Below are 16,344 nucleotides of genomic sequence, written 5' to 3' on the forward strand. Positions count from 1 at the left end.
TATTATTCCATTGCTCACTTTAGCTTTAGGGGTTGATATCCATTATGCTATAGGTGCATCAATTGTTTCTGTTATTGCAACCTCTTCGGGTTCGGCAGCAGCTTATGTAAAAGAAGGGATTACCAATATCCGAATTGGAATGTTTTTAGAAATCGCTACCACAATAGGTGCGGTGTGCGGTGCAATTGTAGCCGTTTATCTCAATGCCAATTATATTGCTATTCTATTTGGCTGTATCCTGATTTTTTCGGCCATCATGACGCTAAAGAAAAAGGTAGATCATACTACTTTAGATAATACCGATAAATGGGCCAATTTTTTTAAACTCAATGGATCTTATCCAGATAAAGGTGTAGATCATCCATATGCGGTAAAACATGTTCCGGGAGGTTTTTTAATGATGCTTTTTGCCGGAACATTATCGGGTTTGCTCGGTATTGGGAGTGGGGCATTAAAAGTAATCGCGATGGATAACATTATGCGTTTGCCATTTAAGGTATCAACAACAACCAGTAATTTTATGATGGGGGTTACTGCTGCTGCCAGTGCGGTGGTTTACTTACATCGTGGCCAGATCGATCCGGGCATTGCCATGCCAGTATGTATCGGCGTTTTAACTGGCGCAACTATTGGCTCAAAAATTTTGTTAAGAGCCAAAACCGATAAGCTCAAAATGATATTTGCCGTAGTTGTTGTATTCTTGGCATTACAGATGATTTATAAAGGAATAAGCGGATTATAATGCGTACAACAGGAAAAGAAAACCTAAACGATAAGGATATTCAGGTAATTTTGGGTACGCTTCTGCGTGCGGGTGTAATTATTTCGATGAGCATTGTATTAATAGGTGGTGCCATTTTTCTAATCCATAATAGTGGAGCCATTACCGACTATAAAGTTTTTAAACCCGAGCTGAGCAAGTTTTCTTCTATAGTGGCCATATTTAAGGGGGTATCTACTTTTCAGGGCGATGCCATTGTGCAATTTGGTATCCTGATGCTCATTTTTACGCCAATTGCACGTATTGTTTTTGCTATTTTCAGCTTTTTAATCGAGCGAGATTACCTATATGTACTCATCGGATTTATCATTTTGGCCATTATAACCATCAGTTTAAATGGCGGTTTGGCACATTAACATCTCTTTTTTAGTTAAATCCCATCATATCAGCAATTTATTTGAAAAAATATTTGGCTAACTATTTGAAAATTAATATTTCTTGCCTATCTTTGCCGTCCCTTTCGGGGGATGTACAACCACCTTGAACGAAGCCCTACTGCTTCGATGGGTGTTAAAAAGAAAAGATAAAATGTCAGGAATTATTGGAAAAAAAGTAGGAATGACCAGTATCTTTGATGCCGAAGGAAGAAACATTCCTTGTACGGTAATCGAGGCTGGACCTTGTGTAGTTACACAGGTAAAAACCGAAGAAGTAGATGGTTATTCATCAATCCAGTTGGGTTACGATGAGAAAAAAGAGAAAAACACAACTCAACCATTGAAAGGCCATTTCGCGAAAGCAAACACAACTCCGAAACGCAAGCTGGTAGAATTTGATTCGTTTACAACTTCACTTAATTTAGGTGATGTAGTAACGGTTGATTCTTTCGCAGAAGGCGATTTTGTTGATGTTGTAGGTACCTCAAAAGGTAAAGGTTTTCAAGGTGTTGTAAAACGCCACGGATTTGCCGGTGTTGGTATGCAGACTCACGGTCAGCATAACCGTTTACGTGCCCCAGGTTCATTGGGAGCATCGTCATTCCCTTCACGTGTATTCAAAGGAATGCGCATGGCTGGAAGAACAGGTGGAGACAGGGTAAAAGTTCAGAACTTACAAGTTTTGAAAGTTTATGCTGAGCAAAACTTATTAGTAGTTAGTGGTTCCATTCCAGGAGCTAAAGGTTCTTACGTAATCTTAGACAAGTAATCAGATGGAAGTTAAAGTATTAAACATTTCAGGTAAAGAAACAGGTGCCAAGGTGCAACTTCCTGAATCGGTATTTGGTATCGAGCCTAACGACCACGCGATTTATTTAGATGTAAAACAGTATTTGGCTAACCAACGTCAAGGTACTCACAAATCTAAACAACGTAATGAGATTGCTGGTTCAACTCGTAAACTATACAAACAAAAAGGTACAGGTGGTGCCCGTGCTGGTAGCATTAAATCTCCGTTATTTAACGGTGGTGGTCGTGTTTTCGGTCCTCAGCCACGTGATTATAGCTTTAAATTGAACAAGAAATTAAAATCATTAGCACGTAAATCTGCTTTAGCTTATAAAGCAAAAGATAACAACGTGGTAGTTTTAGAAGATTTCAACTTCGATACAGCTAAAACTAAAAACTATACAAGTTTATTGGCTGCGTTAAACGTAGGTACTCAAAAAACTTTATTGGTTTTACCTGCGCAAAATAATAATATCTATTTATCAAGCAGAAACATTCAGAAAACTAAAGTAATCTCGGCAGCAGATTTAAATACTTATGATGTATTAAACGCTGGTGTACTTGTGTTAACTGCTGATTCTGTTAAAACTTTGGAGGAGGCGTTTRCCAAATAATATGGAAATTTTAAAAAAACCAATATTAACCGAAAAAGCTTCAGCTTTAACTGAGAAATCTAACCGTTTCACATTTAGCGTTAACCACAAGGCTAACAAAATCCAGATTAAACAAGCAATTGAGAAATTGTACGGTGTAACCATCGTTGCAGTTAACACAATGGTTGTTGATGGAAAAGCTAAATCTCGTTACACTAAAGCAGGTTTTGTATCTGGCCGTAGCCCGAAATACAAAAAAGCAATCGTAACGTTAAAAGACGGCGAAACAATAGATTATTACGCAACCCTTTAATTTAATAATTCATTATAACTATGGGCTTAAGAAAATTTAAACCAGTTACTCCAGGTACCCGCTTCAGAGTTGGTGCTAGTTTTACGGAGATTACAGCAACCAAGCCCGAAAAATCATTGGTTGTATCATCAAAAAAGTCTGGTGGACGTAACAACACAGGAAAAATGACTATGCGCTACATGGGCGGTGGTCACAAAAAATCATATCGTTTAATCGACTTCAAACGCGATAAATTCGATATTCCTGCAACAGTAGCTACTGTTGAATACGATCCAAACCGTACTGCCCGCATCGCATTATTACACTATGCAGATGGCGAGAAGCGTTATATCATCGCTCCTGAAGGATTGCAAGTTGGTTCGGTATTATTATCGGGCGACAAAGCAGCACCAGAAGTAGGTAACACTTTAAAATTATCGAACATTCCATTAGGTTCTATCGTACACAACGTAGAGATCCATCCTGGAAAAGGAGCACAATTAGCTCGTAGTGCAGGTGCTTACGCACAATTAGCTGCCCGCGATGGTAAATATGCTACTTTAAAAATGCCTTCAGGCGAAACCCGTTTAATCTTGACTACTTGTCTTGCTACTATCGGTGCTGTATCTAACTCAGATCATGCAAACGAAGTATTAGGTAAAGCTGGTCGTAAACGTTGGTTGGGCCGTCGTCCGAGAACTAGACCGGTAGCGATGAACCCTGTCGATCACCCAATGGGTGGTGGTGAAGGTAGATCATCAGGTGGTCACCCACGTTCAAGAAATGGTGTTTTAGCTAAAGGCTTCAAAACCAGAGAACTTAAAAAATATTCTAATCGTTACATCATAGAGAGAAGGAAGAAATAATGGCTCGTTCGATAAAAAAAGGACCTTATATTGACCATAACGTAGAGAAAAAAGTAAACTCTATGAATGATTCAGGCAAAAAGTCTGTAATCAAAACTTGGTCTCGCAGATCAATGATATCACCAGATTTCGTGAATCATACATTTGCTGTACACAACGGAAATAAATTTATCCCTGTGTACGTAACAGAAAACATGGTTGGTCACAAGTTGGGAGAATTTGCTCCAACCAGAACATTCAGAGGACACGCTGAAAAGAAAAAATAATTAGACAATGGAAGCAATAGCAAAATTAAACAATTGTCCAACCTCACCGCGTAAGATGCGTTTGGTTGTAGATCTTATCAGAGGTGAACGTGTAGAAAAAGCATTAAGCATTTTAAAGTTTACCAATAAAGAAGCAGCAATAAGAGTTGAGAAATTATTATTATCTGCTATCAAAAACTGGGAATCTAAAAATGAAGGTGCTCGCCCTGAAGAAAACCAACTTTTTGTAAAAACAGTTATGGTTGATGGTGGCCGTCAGTTGAAACGCTTACGTCCAGCTCCTCAAGGCCGTGGATATAGAATTCGTAAACGTTCTAACCACGTAACGCTGATTGTAGATAGTAAAAGTACAGAAACAACTCAAAACTAATTTTAGGAAATGGGACAAAAAGCAAATCCAATAGGTAACAGGTTAGGTATCATCAAAGGATGGGATTCTAACTGGTTCGGTGGCAACAACTACTCCGATAAATTAGTTGAAGATGAGAAAATAAGAAAATACCTTTCTGCCCGTATCGCTAAAGGCGGTGTTGCAAAAGTAGTAATCGAGCGTACGTTAAAACGTATCACGGTAACTATCCACACAGCTCGTCCAGGTATCGTAATCGGTAAAGCAGGTGCTGAGGTTGATAAAATTAAAGAAGAGTTAAAGAAATTAACTAAAAAGGAAATTCAAATTAACATCTTCGAAATTAAACGCCCAGAGCTTGATGCACAATTAGTTGCAGAAGGTGTTGCAAAACAATTAGAAGCAAGGATCTCATTCCGTAGAGCAATGAAATCTTCTATCGCATCAACCATGCGTATGGGTGCTGAAGGTATCAAAATCATGACTTCTGGTCGTTTAGGTGGTGCTGAGATGGCACGTACTGAGCAGTACAAAGAAGGAAGAGTGCCTTTGCATACATTCCGTGCTGATATCGACTACGCTTTAGCTGAAGCCTTAACTACTTATGGTAAAATAGGTGTTAAAGTTTGGATCTGTAAAGGTGAGGTTTATGGAAAACGTGATTTGTCTCCAAACATTGGTGCAACAAACAACGGTCCAAAAGGCGCATCAGATAAACCAGCTTTTGGTGGAAGAGATAACCGTGGTGGTGGAAGAGATAACCGTGGCGGTGGTAACGACAGACGTGGTGGAAACCAAGGCGGTGGTCGTGGTCCAGGCCAAGGTGGTGCAAACAGAGGTGGTGGCGCAGGCGCTAACAGAGGTCCTCGTAAATAATTGATTTATTAACATCGTTTAACGATTAGAACAAAATAAAATGTTACAGCCAAAAAGAACGAAGTTCAGGAAGATGCAAAAAGGCAGAATGAAGGGTTTAGCTTCTCGTGGAGCTGAGTTAGCATTCGGATCTTTCGGTATCAAATCTCTAGAAGCTACTTGGATCACAAGTCGTCAGATAGAGGCTGCCCGTATTGCCGTAACTCGTTTCATGAAACGTGAAGGCCAAGTATGGATCAGGATCTTCCCGGACAAACCGGTAACTAAAAAACCTGCTGAGGTACGTATGGGTAAAGGTAAAGGTGCTCCTGAGTATTGGGTAGCAGTTGTAAGACCAGGACGTGTAATTTTCGAAGCTGAAGGTGTGCCTTTAGAAGTTGCTAAAGAAGCATTGCGTTTAGCAGCTCAGAAATTACCGATCCAAACCAAATTCGTAGTACGTAGAGATTACGTAGAAGCATAGTAAAGTGTTGAGGTGAATGTTGTAAATACTTGTTTATTATAACCGCTACACTCAACGTAAAAGAAAAAGAAAAATGAAAAATTCAGAAATCACAGGGCTTTCAAAAGAAGAATTAGTAGCTAAGATTGCGGAAGAAAAAGAGAACTTATCAAAATTGAAGTTCGCTCACACTATTTCAGCTATCGAAAATCCTTCACGCATTGCAAAAGTAAGGAAAGACATAGCCCGTTTAAACACTGAGTTGACTAAAGTGAAAAACACTGAGTCAGCTACTGAAACTAAATAATTTGAGAGTCGACATGGAAAGACAATTAAGAAAAACAAGAACCGGGTTAGTGGGAGAACTACGTGAAAAACAATTCATGAAAATTGTATCATTAGCACCGGAGGTATTATAAAATGGGAAACAAAGTAAATACACCATCAAAACTTAAAATCCGCACAGGAGATTTAGTTAAAGTCATTGCTGGCGATTCAAAAGGTCAACAAGGAAAAGTACTTTCAGTACTTATAGATAAAAACAGAGCCATTGTGGAAGGCATTAACTTAGTATCTAAACATACTAAACCAAATGCTGCTAATCCAAACGGTGGTATTATTAAAAAAGAAGCTGCTCTTCACATTTCTAACTTGATGTTGGTTGATCCAAAATCTGGTAAAGCTACCCGCGTAGGTCGTAAACTTAACGCAGATGGTAAATTAGTTAGAGTTGCTAAAATTTCAGGAGAGGAGATTAAATAATGGCTACACCTAGATTAAAAAGCAAATACAAAGAAGAAGTTGTAAATGCACTAAAAGAAAAATTTCAGTACAAAACTGTAATGCAGGTTCCTAAATTGGAAAAAATCTGTATCAATCAGGGTGTTGGTCGTTTTTCTGTTACTGATAAGAAAATTATGGATACCACTATCGTTGAGTTGACTACCATTACTGGTCAACAAGCGGTTCCGGCTAATTCAAAGAAAGATATCTCTAACTTTAAATTACGTAAAGGTATGCCAGTAGGTGTACGTGTTACATTACGCGATAACAACATGTACGAGTTCTTAGATCGTTTGATCTCTGTAGCTTTGCCTCGTATCCGCGATTTCAAAGGTATTAATGATAAAGGATTTGATGGAAAAGGTAACTATACATTAGGTGTTACTGAGCAAATCATCTTCCCTGAGATTAATATCGATAAAATCAATAAAATTTTAGGTATGGATATAACTTTCGTAACTTCGGCAAAATCTGACGTTGAGGCTCTTGAGTTATTGAAACAATTCGGATTACCATTTAAAAATCAAAAAACAGCAGAATAATGGCAAAAGAAGGTGTAAAAGCACGCGAAGTTAAGCGCCAAAAATTGGTAGCTAGATACGCTGAAAAACGTGCAGTATTAAAAGCTGCAGGAGATTTCGAGGGTTTAGATAAATTACCTAAAAACTCATCTCCAGTACGTTTACACAACCGTTGTAAATTAACTGGTCGTCCTCGTGGATATATGCGTACCTTTGGTATTTCAAGGGTAACATTCCGCCAGATGGCACTAGACGGTAAAATACCAGGTGTTAAAAAAGCATCTTGGTAATATAGCTTAAAGCTGAAAGCTCAAAGTCTAAAGCGATACATGTCGCTTTAGTCTTTGTGCTTTAGTCTTTTTGCTTTTAAAAGAATTTTAACCGGTAGCAGGTCCCACAGCTGGGTAGCAGAAGGAAACCACTATCAAAAACAATAAAAAATGAATACAGATCCAATAGCAGATTATTTAACAAGAGTAAGGAATGCCATTAAGGCCAACCACCGTGTTGTAGAAATTCCTGCATCAAACCTTAAAAAAGAAATTACTAAAGTTCTTTTTGACAAAGGTTACATCGCGAACTACAAGTTTGAAGATACTACAGTTCAAGGCACAATTAAAATTGCTTTGAAATACAATCCAATTACTAAAGTTCCTGCTATTCGTACATTAGTGCGAGTAAGTAAACCAGGTTTGAGAAACTATGCTGGTGTTGAAAATATGCCAAGAGTATTAAACGGTTTAGGTATCGCAATCTTATCTACTTCTAAAGGTGTAATGACCGATAAAGAAGCAGCCAAATTAAACATTGGTGGTGAGGTATTGTGTCACGTTTATTAATATTAGGAGAACAGCACAATGTCAAGAATAGGAAAAGCCCCAATTACAATCCCTGCAGGTGTTACAATTACCGTATCAAAAGATAACGTAGTAAGTGTAAAAGGTCCTAAAGGTGAATTAACACAAGCAGTAGATTCAGATATCACTGTAAGTCAGGAAGACGGAATTTTAACAGTTCAACGTCCTTCAGAACAAAAGAAACACAAAGCATTACACGGTTTATATCGCTCATTGCTTAACAACATGGTTGTTGGTGTTACAGAAGGTTATAAATTAACTCAAGAATTAGTAGGTGTTGGTTACCGTGCTACAAACCAAGGTAACACACTAGATCTAGTTTTAGGTTATTCTCACCACTATGTATTCCAGTTACCAGAAGAGATTAAAGTAACTACATCTTCAGAAAAAGGTCAGACTCCTAAAATCATTTTAGAAAGTATTGACAAACAATTGATCGGTCAAGTAGCAGCGAAAATCCGTTCGTTACGTGCACCAGAGCCATATAAAGGTAAAGGTATCAAGTTTGTAGGTGAAGTGTTAAGAAGAAAAGCAGGTAAATCAGCATCTAAAAAATAGTAATCATGGCAGGTAAAAAATTATCAAGAAGAGATCGTATTAAAAAAGGGATCAGAAAAAGACTTACCGGTTCGGAAGAACGTCCAAGGTTATCTGTATATAGAACGGTACTGTTCCTCACGAGCAAATCGGTAAATTCTCAGGTGGTTTTGTTTTAATCAAACCAGCTGCAGTAGGTACCGGAGTAATTGCTGGTGGTGCGATGCGTGCTGTATTAGAGAGTGCTGGCGTGCATAACGTATTGGCAAAATCTAAAGGATCATCTAACCCACACAACGTAGTAAAAGCAACTGTTGATGCATTAACTAAAATGCGTGATGCTTATACAGTAGCTCAAACTCGTGGTATAGATTTAAACAAAGTATTTAACGGATAATATCATGGCTAAGATCAAAATAACACAAGTAAAAAGCGTTATCGACAGAAGCGAGCGCCAAAAAAGAACCGTTCAGGCTTTGGGTTTATCTAAAATGAACCAAAGTGTTGAGGTTGAAGCTACTCCGCAAATTATCGGTATGGTTCGCAAAGTGAACCATTTGGTAGCAATCGAAGCAATCTAGTAAAAGTTTTAAAGGTAGTATGGGTAAAAGCCGTACTACCTTTATATATGTTTAATCGTTGTACCTGTTTAGTGAAAGCGAAGGGCAACACAAATTCAAAAAAATGAATTTAAGTAATTTAAAACCTGCAGTAGGTTCTACAAAAAACAGCAAAAGAATTGGTCGTGGTACAGGTTCTGGTCGTGGCGGTACTTCAACTCGTGGTCACAAAGGTGCGGGTTCTCGTTCAGGTCACAAAACCAAAATCGGTTTCGAAGGTGGTCAAATGCCTTTACAACGTCGTGTGCCTAAAGTTGGTTTCAAACCAATCAACCGTACAGAATATGTTGGCGTAAACTTAGATGTTTTACAAGCTTTAGCTGAAAAACACAGCTTAACAACTATCGATTTCGCTGCTTTACAAGCACATGGTTTAGCTTCTAAAAATGACTTAGTTAAAATTTTAGGTCGTGGTGAAGTTAAAGCAAAGCTAGAAATTACAGCACATGCGTTCTCTGCAACCGCACAAAAAGCTATTGAAGCCGCAGGTGGTTCTATTGTAAAATTGTAATTATTAAATGAAGAAGCTATTTACTACTTTAAGTAATATCTGGAAAATTCAGGAATTAAAAGAGCGTATATTGTTTACGCTCTTAATTCTTTTGGTATACCGTTTCGTATCTCACGTGGTTTTACCAGGTGTAGATCCAACTGCTTTAGGCAATAACGAAAAATCAGGAATCTTAGGCTTACTAGATATGTTTGCCGGAGGTTCTTTCTCTCGTGTGTCTATTTTAGCGTTGGGGGTAATGCCTTATATCTCTGCATCGATTGTGGTGCAACTATTGGGTATTGCTGTTCCTTCTTTCCAAAAAATGCAGAAAGAGGGCGAAAGTGGTAGAAAGAAAATGAACCAGATTACCCGTTACCTAACGGTAGCGATCACAATCGTTCAATCTGTTGGTTACGTTAAAACGCAAGTTCCCGCAGAAGCTATTTTATTGCCAAATACTTTATTCTTAGTGTTATCTACGTTTGTATTAACAGCAGGTACATTATTTGTAATGTGGTTGGGCGAAAAAATTACTGATAAAGGTATTGGTAACGGTACATCACTAATCATTATGGTTGGTATTATTGCCCGTTTACCAGTTGCAATTTCTCAAGAATTTAGTGCACGTGTAGGCTCATCTAGTGAAGGTGGAGGCCCGGTGGCATTGGTTTTAGAGATCGTTGCATTATTTGCTGTGGTAATGTTTACCATTTTAATTGTTCAAGGTGTACGTAAAGTACCTGTACAGTACGCAAAGAAAATAGTTGGTAACCGCCAGTTTGGTGGTGTCCGTCAGTACATTCCTTTAAAGGTAAATGCTGCTGGTGTTATGCCGATCATTTTCGCTCAGGCGTTAATGTTTATTCCAGGTGCTTTAATGCAGTTTGTTCCTTCATTACAAGGTTCTTGGTTAATCCAGTTCAGTAACACAACTTCGTTGGCTTATAGCTTAACGTTCGCATTTTTAATTATCGCATTTACTTTCTTCTATACTGCAATTACAGTTAATCCAACTCAAATGAGTGATGATATGAAGAAAAACGGTGGTTTTATCCCAGGTGTTAAACCGGGTTTTGCAACATCAACTTTTATTGATGATGTAATTTCTAAAATCACTTTCCCAGGTGCAGTATTTTTAGCGATCATTGCTATTTTACCTTCGTTAGCGGTTAAGTTCGGCATTAAACAAGAGTTTGCGCACTTCTTCGGTGGTACTTCTTTATTGATTTTAGTTGGTGTTGTATTGGATACTTTACAGCAGATCGAAAGTTATTTATTGATGCGCCATTACGATGGTTTGATGAAAACGGGTAGAGTTACTGGCAGAACAGGTGTTCCTGCTGCAAGTAGCAACGCAGCGTTGTAGTGTAACGAATGTCTAAAATTTATTACAAATCTCTTGAGGAGATCGAGTTAATAAGAGAAAGTTCCATGCTTGTTTCTAAAACTTTGGCCGAAGTGGCCAAGGTGATAAAAGCAGGCATGACTACTATTCAGTTAGATAAACTAGCCTACGAGTTTATAAGTGACCATGGAGCGATTCCGGCATTTTTAAACTATAATGGTTTCCCTAATTCTTTATGTATTTCGCCAAATGAACAGGTTGTTCATGGTTTTCCAAGCGAATACGTAATCCAGGAGGGCGACTTAATTTCAGTTGATTGTGGGGTTATTAAAAACAATTATTTTGGCGATTCGGCCTATACTTTCTCTATCGGGGAAATTGATGCCGAAAAACAGAAATTGATTGAGGTTACTAAACGTTGCCTGGAATTGGGGATAGAAAAAGCTGTTGTTGGTATGCGTATCGGTGATATCGGTTTCGCTGTTCAGCAGTATGCAGAAGCTAATGGATTTGGTGTAGTAAGAGAGCTTGTTGGGCACGGTGTTGGTGTAAAACTTCATGAGAAACCAGAAGTTCCGAATTATGGGAAACGTGGTGCAGGGCCAAAACTTGAAGAAGGAATGGTAATTGCGATAGAACCCATGATCAATGCAGGCGTAGCCGGTGTTAAATTCCATAACGATGGATGGACGGTAACCAGTAAAGACAATAAACCATCGGCACATTTTGAACACACAGTAGCCGTAAAAAAGGGCAAAGCAGATGTTTTATCAACGTTTTCTATAATAGAAGAAGTTTTACAACAAAAAAAATAAATAATTAAAATTTTTTATTTAATTTTGCAACCCTGTTTAGAAGCAGCTAATTAAGTAACAATCAATAAAATATGGCTAAACAAGCCTCAATTGAACAAGACGGAGTAATAAGAGAAGCATTATCCAATGCGATGTTCCGGGTAGAACTCGAGAACGGGCATGAGATTATTGCGCATATTTCAGGTAAGATGAGGATGCACTACATCAAAATTCTTCCTGGAGATAAAGTTAAATTGGAAATGTCTCCTTATGATTTAACAAAGGGACGCATTACTTATAGATACAAATAAAATGAAAGTTAGATCATCAATTAAAAAACGTAGCGCTGATTGTAAGATTATTCGCCGTAAAGGTAAACTTTACGTAATCAACAAGAAAAATCCTAAATACAAGCAACGTCAAGGGTAATTAAAAATATTGTAATGAACCGCACAACGGTGGCCCGCCGTTCGGAGTTACTCAAAAAATAAATAAATATGGCAAGGATTTCAGGTATTGATTTACCAAGAAACAAAAGAGGAGAGATCGGTTTAACGTATATCTACGGAATTGGCAGAACAACTGCACAACGTATATTAACTACAGCAGGTATCGACTTGAACAAAAAAGTACAAGACTGGTCTGATGATGAGTTATCAGCTATCCGTACAATGATTAACGATGAGATTAAAGTAGAAGGTGCTTTACGCTCAGAGGTTCAGTTAAACATCAAACGTTTAATGGATATTGGTTGTTACCGTGGTTTACGTCACAGAAAAGGTTTACCTTCTCGTGGTCAGCGTACTAAAAACAACTCACGTACTCGTAAGGGTAAGAGAAAAACAGTTGCTAACAAGAAAAAAGCTACTAAGTAATAGATAGATATGAGATATGAGATTTTAGATGTGAGCACCATATCTTTAAAATCTGCTCAAATCTGGAATAAAAGATAAAAAGTAGGATACTGAGTGTCGGGGTAGAGAAAGTCTCATATCTCAAGTCTCATATCTAAAATCTAAAAGATAAAATGGCTAAGAGTAAAAAAGTAACAAAAAAACGTATCGTTGTAATTGAGTCTGTTGGTCAGGCGCATATCAATGCTACCTTCAACAACATTATCGTTACCTTAACAAACAACAATGGACAGACTATTTCATGGTCTTCTGCTGGTAAAATGGGCTTTAAAGGTTCTAAAAAGAACACACCATATGCGGCTGGTCAAGCAGCTTCAGATTGTGGTAAAGTTGCGTTTGATTTAGGTTTGCGTAAAGTTGAAGTATTTGTAAAAGGTCCGGGTTCAGGTCGTGAATCTGCAATCAGAACTTTGCAAGTAGCAGGTATCGAAGTAACATCTATTAAAGATATTACTCCACTTCCTCACAACGGATGTCGTCCTCCTAAAAAGAGAAGAGTTTAATTAATTTTAAAGCTAAGAATCTCAGGTTACAGATCTGACGATACTTTAAAACAGAAAAAAAAATGGCAAGATATACAGGCCCAAAATCAAAAATCGCCCGTAAATTCAGAGAACCAATCTTCGGTCCTGATAAGGTGTTAGACAGAAAAAATTATCCTCCTGGGCAACATGGCTCATCAAAAAGAAGAGGAAAACAATCTGAATATGCTATCCAGTTAATGGAGAAACAAAAAGTAAAATATACTTATGGTGTATTAGAAAAACAATTCAGTAACTTGTTTAAAAAAGCATCTTCTCGTGCTGGTATTACCGGTGATAACTTACTTCAGTTATTAGAAGCACGTTTAGATAACACAGTTTACCGTTTAGGTATTTCAACAACCCGTTCTGGTGCACGCCAGTTAGTTAGCCATAAACACGTTACCGTGAATGGTGAAGTTGTAAATATCCCTTCATATCAGTTAAAAGCTGGTGATGTGGTTGCTGTTCGTGAGAAATCTAAATCTTTAGAATCAATTAGTAACTCAGTTGCAGGTAGAACTATTAATAAGTTTGCTTGGTTAGAGTGGAACGCTAGTGAATTAACTGGTAAATTCTTAACCTACCCTCAACGTGATGAGATTCCTGAAAACATCAAGGAAAACTTAATCATCGAGTTGTACTCAAAGTAATAAATGAACTAGTTAATTACCTCAGAAGGGTAATTAACTTTTTTCATGTTACTATATATTCAATAACGAATTTAAAAAATTATAAATGGCAATTTTAGCATTTCAGAAACCAGACAAAGTGATCATGCAGAAATCAACCGATTTCGATGGCACATTTGAATTTCGTCCTTTAGAGCCCGGTTTCGGTGTAACAATTGGTAATGCCTTAAGAAGAATTTTACTTTCTTCATTAGAAGGTTATGCTATTACTACTATTCGTTTTTCAGGCGTATCTCACGAGTTTTCTACCATGAAAGGTGTTGTAGAAGATTTAACTGATATTATCTTAAACTTAAAACAAGTTCGTTTTAAGAAAACAGGTGATTCAGGTGATTCTGAAAAAGTTTTCATCATCGTTAATGGTCAAGATCAGTTTAAAGCTGGTGATATCACTAAATTCTCTAACAACTTTACAGTTTTAAATCCTGAGCATGTAATTTGCAATATGGATAAATCTGTTACTTTGGAAGTGGAATTAACCATCAATAAAGGACGTGGTTATGTACCTGCTGAAGAAAATAAAGTTGCTGATGCTGTTGTAGGTGTAATCGCAATCGATTCGATTTATACTCCAATGAAAAATGTAAAATACACGATCGAAAACTTTCGTGTTGAGCAAAAAACGGATTATGAAAAATTGGTTTTAGATATCTCTACTGACGGTTCAATTCATCCAGAAGAAGCATTAAAAGAAGCGGCTAAGATCCTTATCCAACACTTTATGTTATTCTCTGATGAGAATTTAGTATTAGAATCTCAAGCTAAAGAAGAAACTAAAGAAGTTGATGAGGAAATTTTACACATGCGTAAAATCCTTAAAACTGAATTGGTAGACATGGATCTTTCAGTTAGAGCATTAAACTGCTTAAAAGCTGCTGATATCCGTACTTTAGCTGATTTAGTTTCTTACGATGTTGCTGATATGTTAAAATTCAGAAACTTCGGTAAAAAATCTTTAACAGAGATCCAAGAATTAGTAAAATCAAAAGGTTTATCATTTGGTATGAACCTGTCTAAATTTAAATTAGACGAAGAATAAACGCATTGCGCCATGCGCTTAGCGCTGAATAAATTATTATTTCACAGTGTATAATTCCCTCAGCTTAATTGCAACGAGACGGTATACACTCAATTAAAAAACAATGAGACACGGTAAAAAAGTAAACCACTTAGGTAGAACCGCAAGCCACAGAAAGGCGATGTTAGCTAACATGGCTTCATCACTTATTTTGCACAAAAGAATTACAACAACTTTAGCTAAAGCTAAAGCTTTACGTACTTATGTTGAGCCAATTATCACTAAATCAAAAAATGATACTACTCACTCACGTCGTACAGTATTTGCTTATTTACAAGATAAAGAAGTAGTAACAATCTTATTCCGCGAAATTGCTGAGAAAGTTGCAAACCGTCCAGGTGGTTACACTCGTATCATTAAATTAAACAACCGTTTAGGTGATAACGCTGAAATGGCTTTAATTGAATTGGTAGACTATAATACAGTTTACGGTAAAGATGCAGAGGTTAAAGAAGAGAAGAAAACAACTCGTCGTGGTAGAAGTAAAGCTACTGCTGCACCTAAAGCTGCTGAAGCGAAAGCTGAAGTTGCTGAAGAAGTTGCGCCTGCTGAAGAAGCTCCTGCTACTGAAGAACCAAAAGGAGAATAATTTTATTCACCTTAAGATTAAAAAAGTCCTGTTCGAAAGAGCAGGACTTTTTTTGTGCCGTTTTGTGCTGTCAGATGTTATTCTGTGGCGTCAGATGTTACCATCTGACAGTTTGTTAAAAATAAATTAGATCTTAAGAATTTCTTCTATGTGTCAGATGGCAACATCTGACACCACTATGAATCTATGGCATAACTCCATTAGGCACATGATAGCCACTAATGAACTATTGACCAATGAACTATTGAACTATTGAACCAAATAAATCAAACGTTTGTCTCATTTTTTCATTACATAGCTTTATTTTAGCTAGGTATCTATAAATTAGCCGAAAACAAATTTGAAATGAAATTCAGGCTTTTTCTATTACTCTGTCTTTTCGGACAGCTATCTCTTAATGCACAAACATTAAAATACACCAATGGTAACAATGACTGGAATCCCGATTCTTTAGGTAACCATAGAGTTGTGGTGCAGTTTGCTGGTACAGGCCAAATTGCCCATGCTAAAATCGATTGGCGCCGGAGAGATGAACATCCAGAACTAAAAGGAATCATCGTACAAGATGCCAGTGGTAAAACTGTTTCGGTAGTGGGCACAGATAAATTGACAAGAGAAAGTGCTGATATTTATTTCGAAGCACCTGGAGCTGGAAAATATTATGTTTACTACCTCGCTTATAAAAATGAGGGAAGAAGTAATTATCCGAAAGGAGTTTACTTAAAGCCTAAACAGGCTGACCAGGCATGGTTAAGGGCGGCAAAACAGGTTAAAGTGAATACATCTGTTGTAGAGATCCAGTCTATCGATGCTTTCAACTCTTTTTACCCAATGGAAGTAATTGCCACTGGCAAAGAAACGGCTGCAATAAAGGCCAAATATGCTTCAGAAGCTTTTGTCGTTTTTCCAGAGGACAGAATGTTTCCGATCAAAATGCAGAACGATTTACCTTATCGCTGGGTGCAAAAA

29 protein-coding genes and 1 pseudogene are annotated in these 16,344 nt (G+C 37.5%); all 30 read left to right on the forward strand.

Annotated features, from left to right (window positions below; genetic code table 11):
• A partial coding sequence (locus tag AC1DND_RS12345; protein ID WP_477581992.1) for a sulfite exporter TauE/SafE family protein occupies window positions 1-742 on the forward strand: 742 nt, incomplete at its 5' end.
• Window positions 742-1,137 carry a DUF1634 domain-containing protein gene (locus AC1DND_RS12350; RefSeq protein ID WP_215124797.1) on the forward strand — a complete coding sequence of 132 codons (396 nt, stop codon included), beginning with the start codon at window positions 742-744 and terminating at the stop codon, window positions 1,135-1,137. The genes AC1DND_RS12345 and AC1DND_RS12350, both read left to right, overlap by 1 nt.
• Before the next feature lie 172 nt (window positions 1,138-1,309).
• A complete protein-coding gene (rplC, locus tag AC1DND_RS12355) occupies window positions 1,310-1,927 on the forward strand; it encodes a 50S ribosomal protein L3 (RefSeq protein ID WP_029278646.1) in 618 nt (205 codons plus the stop codon).
• A gap of 4 nt (window positions 1,928-1,931) precedes the next feature.
• A complete protein-coding gene (gene rplD / locus AC1DND_RS12360) occupies window positions 1,932-2,561 on the forward strand; it encodes a 50S ribosomal protein L4 (protein ID WP_477581995.1) in 630 nt (209 codons plus the stop codon).
• 1 nt (window position 2,562) lies between these two features.
• A complete protein-coding gene (gene rplW / locus AC1DND_RS12365) occupies window positions 2,563-2,853 on the forward strand; it encodes a 50S ribosomal protein L23 (protein WP_029278648.1) in 291 nt (96 codons plus the stop codon).
• A gap of 20 nt (window positions 2,854-2,873) precedes the next feature.
• Complete coding sequence (gene rplB, locus AC1DND_RS12370; protein WP_057932151.1) at window positions 2,874-3,698, forward strand: 50S ribosomal protein L2; 825 nt, start codon at window positions 2,874-2,876, stop codon at window positions 3,696-3,698.
• Entirely contained in the window at window positions 3,698-3,964 is a 267-nt protein-coding gene (gene rpsS / locus AC1DND_RS12375; RefSeq protein ID WP_010599906.1) for a 30S ribosomal protein S19, read from the forward strand. The genes rplB and rpsS overlap by 1 nt, the downstream gene beginning before the upstream one ends.
• Before the next feature lie 7 nt (window positions 3,965-3,971).
• Window positions 3,972-4,334, forward strand: coding sequence for a 50S ribosomal protein L22 (rplV, locus tag AC1DND_RS12380; RefSeq protein ID WP_029278650.1), 363 nt, complete (start codon window positions 3,972-3,974; stop codon window positions 4,332-4,334).
• Between the two features lie 9 nt (window positions 4,335-4,343).
• A complete protein-coding gene (gene rpsC, locus AC1DND_RS12385; protein WP_029278651.1) occupies window positions 4,344-5,189 on the forward strand; it encodes a 30S ribosomal protein S3 in 846 nt (281 codons plus the stop codon).
• A gap of 40 nt (window positions 5,190-5,229) precedes the next feature.
• Window positions 5,230-5,652: a 50S ribosomal protein L16 gene (gene rplP, locus AC1DND_RS12390; protein WP_010599903.1), complete on the forward strand. Its 423-nt coding sequence runs from the start codon at window positions 5,230-5,232 to the stop codon at window positions 5,650-5,652.
• 73 nt (window positions 5,653-5,725) lie between these two features.
• Window positions 5,726-5,938: a 50S ribosomal protein L29 gene (rpmC, locus tag AC1DND_RS12395; protein WP_025145217.1), complete on the forward strand. Its 213-nt coding sequence runs from the start codon at window positions 5,726-5,728 to the stop codon at window positions 5,936-5,938.
• Between the two features lie 113 nt (window positions 5,939-6,051).
• The gene (gene rplX / locus AC1DND_RS12400) at window positions 6,052-6,393 is read left to right on the forward strand and encodes a 50S ribosomal protein L24 (RefSeq protein WP_029278653.1); all 342 of its coding nucleotides are present in this window, start codon (window positions 6,052-6,054) and stop codon (window positions 6,391-6,393) included.
• A complete protein-coding gene (gene rplE / locus AC1DND_RS12405; protein WP_086547740.1) occupies window positions 6,390-6,956 on the forward strand; it encodes a 50S ribosomal protein L5 in 567 nt (188 codons plus the stop codon). Before rplX ends, rplE begins: the two co-directional genes overlap by 4 nt.
• Entirely contained in the window at window positions 6,956-7,225 is a 270-nt protein-coding gene (gene rpsN / locus AC1DND_RS12410) for a 30S ribosomal protein S14 (RefSeq protein WP_025145214.1), read from the forward strand. Before rplE ends, rpsN begins: the two co-directional genes overlap by 1 nt.
• 150 nt (window positions 7,226-7,375) lie before the next feature.
• Window positions 7,376-7,774: a 30S ribosomal protein S8 gene (gene rpsH, locus AC1DND_RS12415; RefSeq protein WP_010599896.1), complete on the forward strand. Its 399-nt coding sequence runs from the start codon at window positions 7,376-7,378 to the stop codon at window positions 7,772-7,774.
• Between the two features lie 18 nt (window positions 7,775-7,792).
• Window positions 7,793-8,350: a 50S ribosomal protein L6 gene (gene rplF / locus AC1DND_RS12420; RefSeq protein WP_056848531.1), complete on the forward strand. Its 558-nt coding sequence runs from the start codon at window positions 7,793-7,795 to the stop codon at window positions 8,348-8,350.
• 5 nt (window positions 8,351-8,355) lie between these two features.
• A complete protein-coding gene (locus AC1DND_RS12425) occupies window positions 8,356-8,508 on the forward strand; it encodes a hypothetical protein (RefSeq protein WP_477582003.1) in 153 nt (50 codons plus the stop codon).
• Window positions 8,454-8,726: pseudogene (locus AC1DND_RS12430) on the forward strand (uS5 family small ribosomal subunit protein); the annotation flags it as partial. The gene AC1DND_RS12425 and the pseudogene AC1DND_RS12430, both read left to right, overlap by 55 nt.
• Window positions 8,727-8,730: 4 nt before the next feature.
• Window positions 8,731-8,910 carry a 50S ribosomal protein L30 gene (rpmD, locus tag AC1DND_RS12435; RefSeq protein WP_010599892.1) on the forward strand — a complete coding sequence of 60 codons (180 nt, stop codon included), beginning with the start codon at window positions 8,731-8,733 and terminating at the stop codon, window positions 8,908-8,910.
• A 103-nt stretch (window positions 8,911-9,013) separates the two neighbouring features.
• Window positions 9,014-9,460, forward strand: coding sequence for a 50S ribosomal protein L15 (gene rplO / locus AC1DND_RS12440; protein ID WP_025145210.1), 447 nt, complete (start codon window positions 9,014-9,016; stop codon window positions 9,458-9,460).
• A 7-nt stretch (window positions 9,461-9,467) separates the two neighbouring features.
• Window positions 9,468-10,808, forward strand: a complete 1,341-nt coding sequence (gene secY / locus AC1DND_RS12445; protein WP_029278656.1) for a preprotein translocase subunit SecY — start codon at window positions 9,468-9,470, stop codon at window positions 10,806-10,808.
• An 8-nt stretch (window positions 10,809-10,816) separates the two neighbouring features.
• Window positions 10,817-11,602, forward strand: a complete 786-nt coding sequence (gene map / locus AC1DND_RS12450) for a type I methionyl aminopeptidase (RefSeq protein WP_057932148.1) — start codon at window positions 10,817-10,819, stop codon at window positions 11,600-11,602.
• Window positions 11,603-11,673: 71 nt separating this feature from the next.
• Window positions 11,674-11,892 (forward strand): translation initiation factor IF-1, encoded by a 219-nt coding sequence (gene infA / locus AC1DND_RS12455; protein ID WP_010599888.1) that lies wholly within the window; start codon window positions 11,674-11,676, stop codon window positions 11,890-11,892.
• A gap of 1 nt (window position 11,893) precedes the next feature.
• On the forward strand, window positions 11,894-12,010 hold the full coding sequence (rpmJ, locus tag AC1DND_RS12460; RefSeq protein ID WP_010599887.1) for a 50S ribosomal protein L36: 117 nt from the start codon (window positions 11,894-11,896) through the stop codon (window positions 12,008-12,010).
• A gap of 68 nt (window positions 12,011-12,078) precedes the next feature.
• Complete coding sequence (rpsM, locus tag AC1DND_RS12465) at window positions 12,079-12,456, forward strand: 30S ribosomal protein S13 (RefSeq protein ID WP_010599886.1); 378 nt, start codon at window positions 12,079-12,081, stop codon at window positions 12,454-12,456.
• 152 nt (window positions 12,457-12,608) lie between these two features.
• Entirely contained in the window at window positions 12,609-12,998 is a 390-nt protein-coding gene (rpsK, locus tag AC1DND_RS12470; protein WP_025145207.1) for a 30S ribosomal protein S11, read from the forward strand.
• Window positions 12,999-13,060: 62 nt separating this feature from the next.
• Complete coding sequence (rpsD, locus tag AC1DND_RS12475) at window positions 13,061-13,669, forward strand: 30S ribosomal protein S4 (RefSeq protein WP_029282720.1); 609 nt, start codon at window positions 13,061-13,063, stop codon at window positions 13,667-13,669.
• A gap of 85 nt (window positions 13,670-13,754) precedes the next feature.
• Complete coding sequence (locus tag AC1DND_RS12480) at window positions 13,755-14,747, forward strand: DNA-directed RNA polymerase subunit alpha (protein ID WP_025145205.1); 993 nt, start codon at window positions 13,755-13,757, stop codon at window positions 14,745-14,747.
• Window positions 14,748-14,850: 103 nt separating this feature from the next.
• Window positions 14,851-15,375, forward strand: a complete 525-nt coding sequence (rplQ, locus tag AC1DND_RS12485) for a 50S ribosomal protein L17 (protein WP_029278659.1) — start codon at window positions 14,851-14,853, stop codon at window positions 15,373-15,375.
• A gap of 345 nt (window positions 15,376-15,720) precedes the next feature.
• Window positions 15,721-16,344 (forward strand): glycoside hydrolase domain-containing protein (locus tag AC1DND_RS12490; protein ID WP_477582001.1); only part of this gene is annotated, 624 nt, incomplete at its 3' end.

The organism is Pedobacter sp. 01N416 (assembly GCF_056399685.1).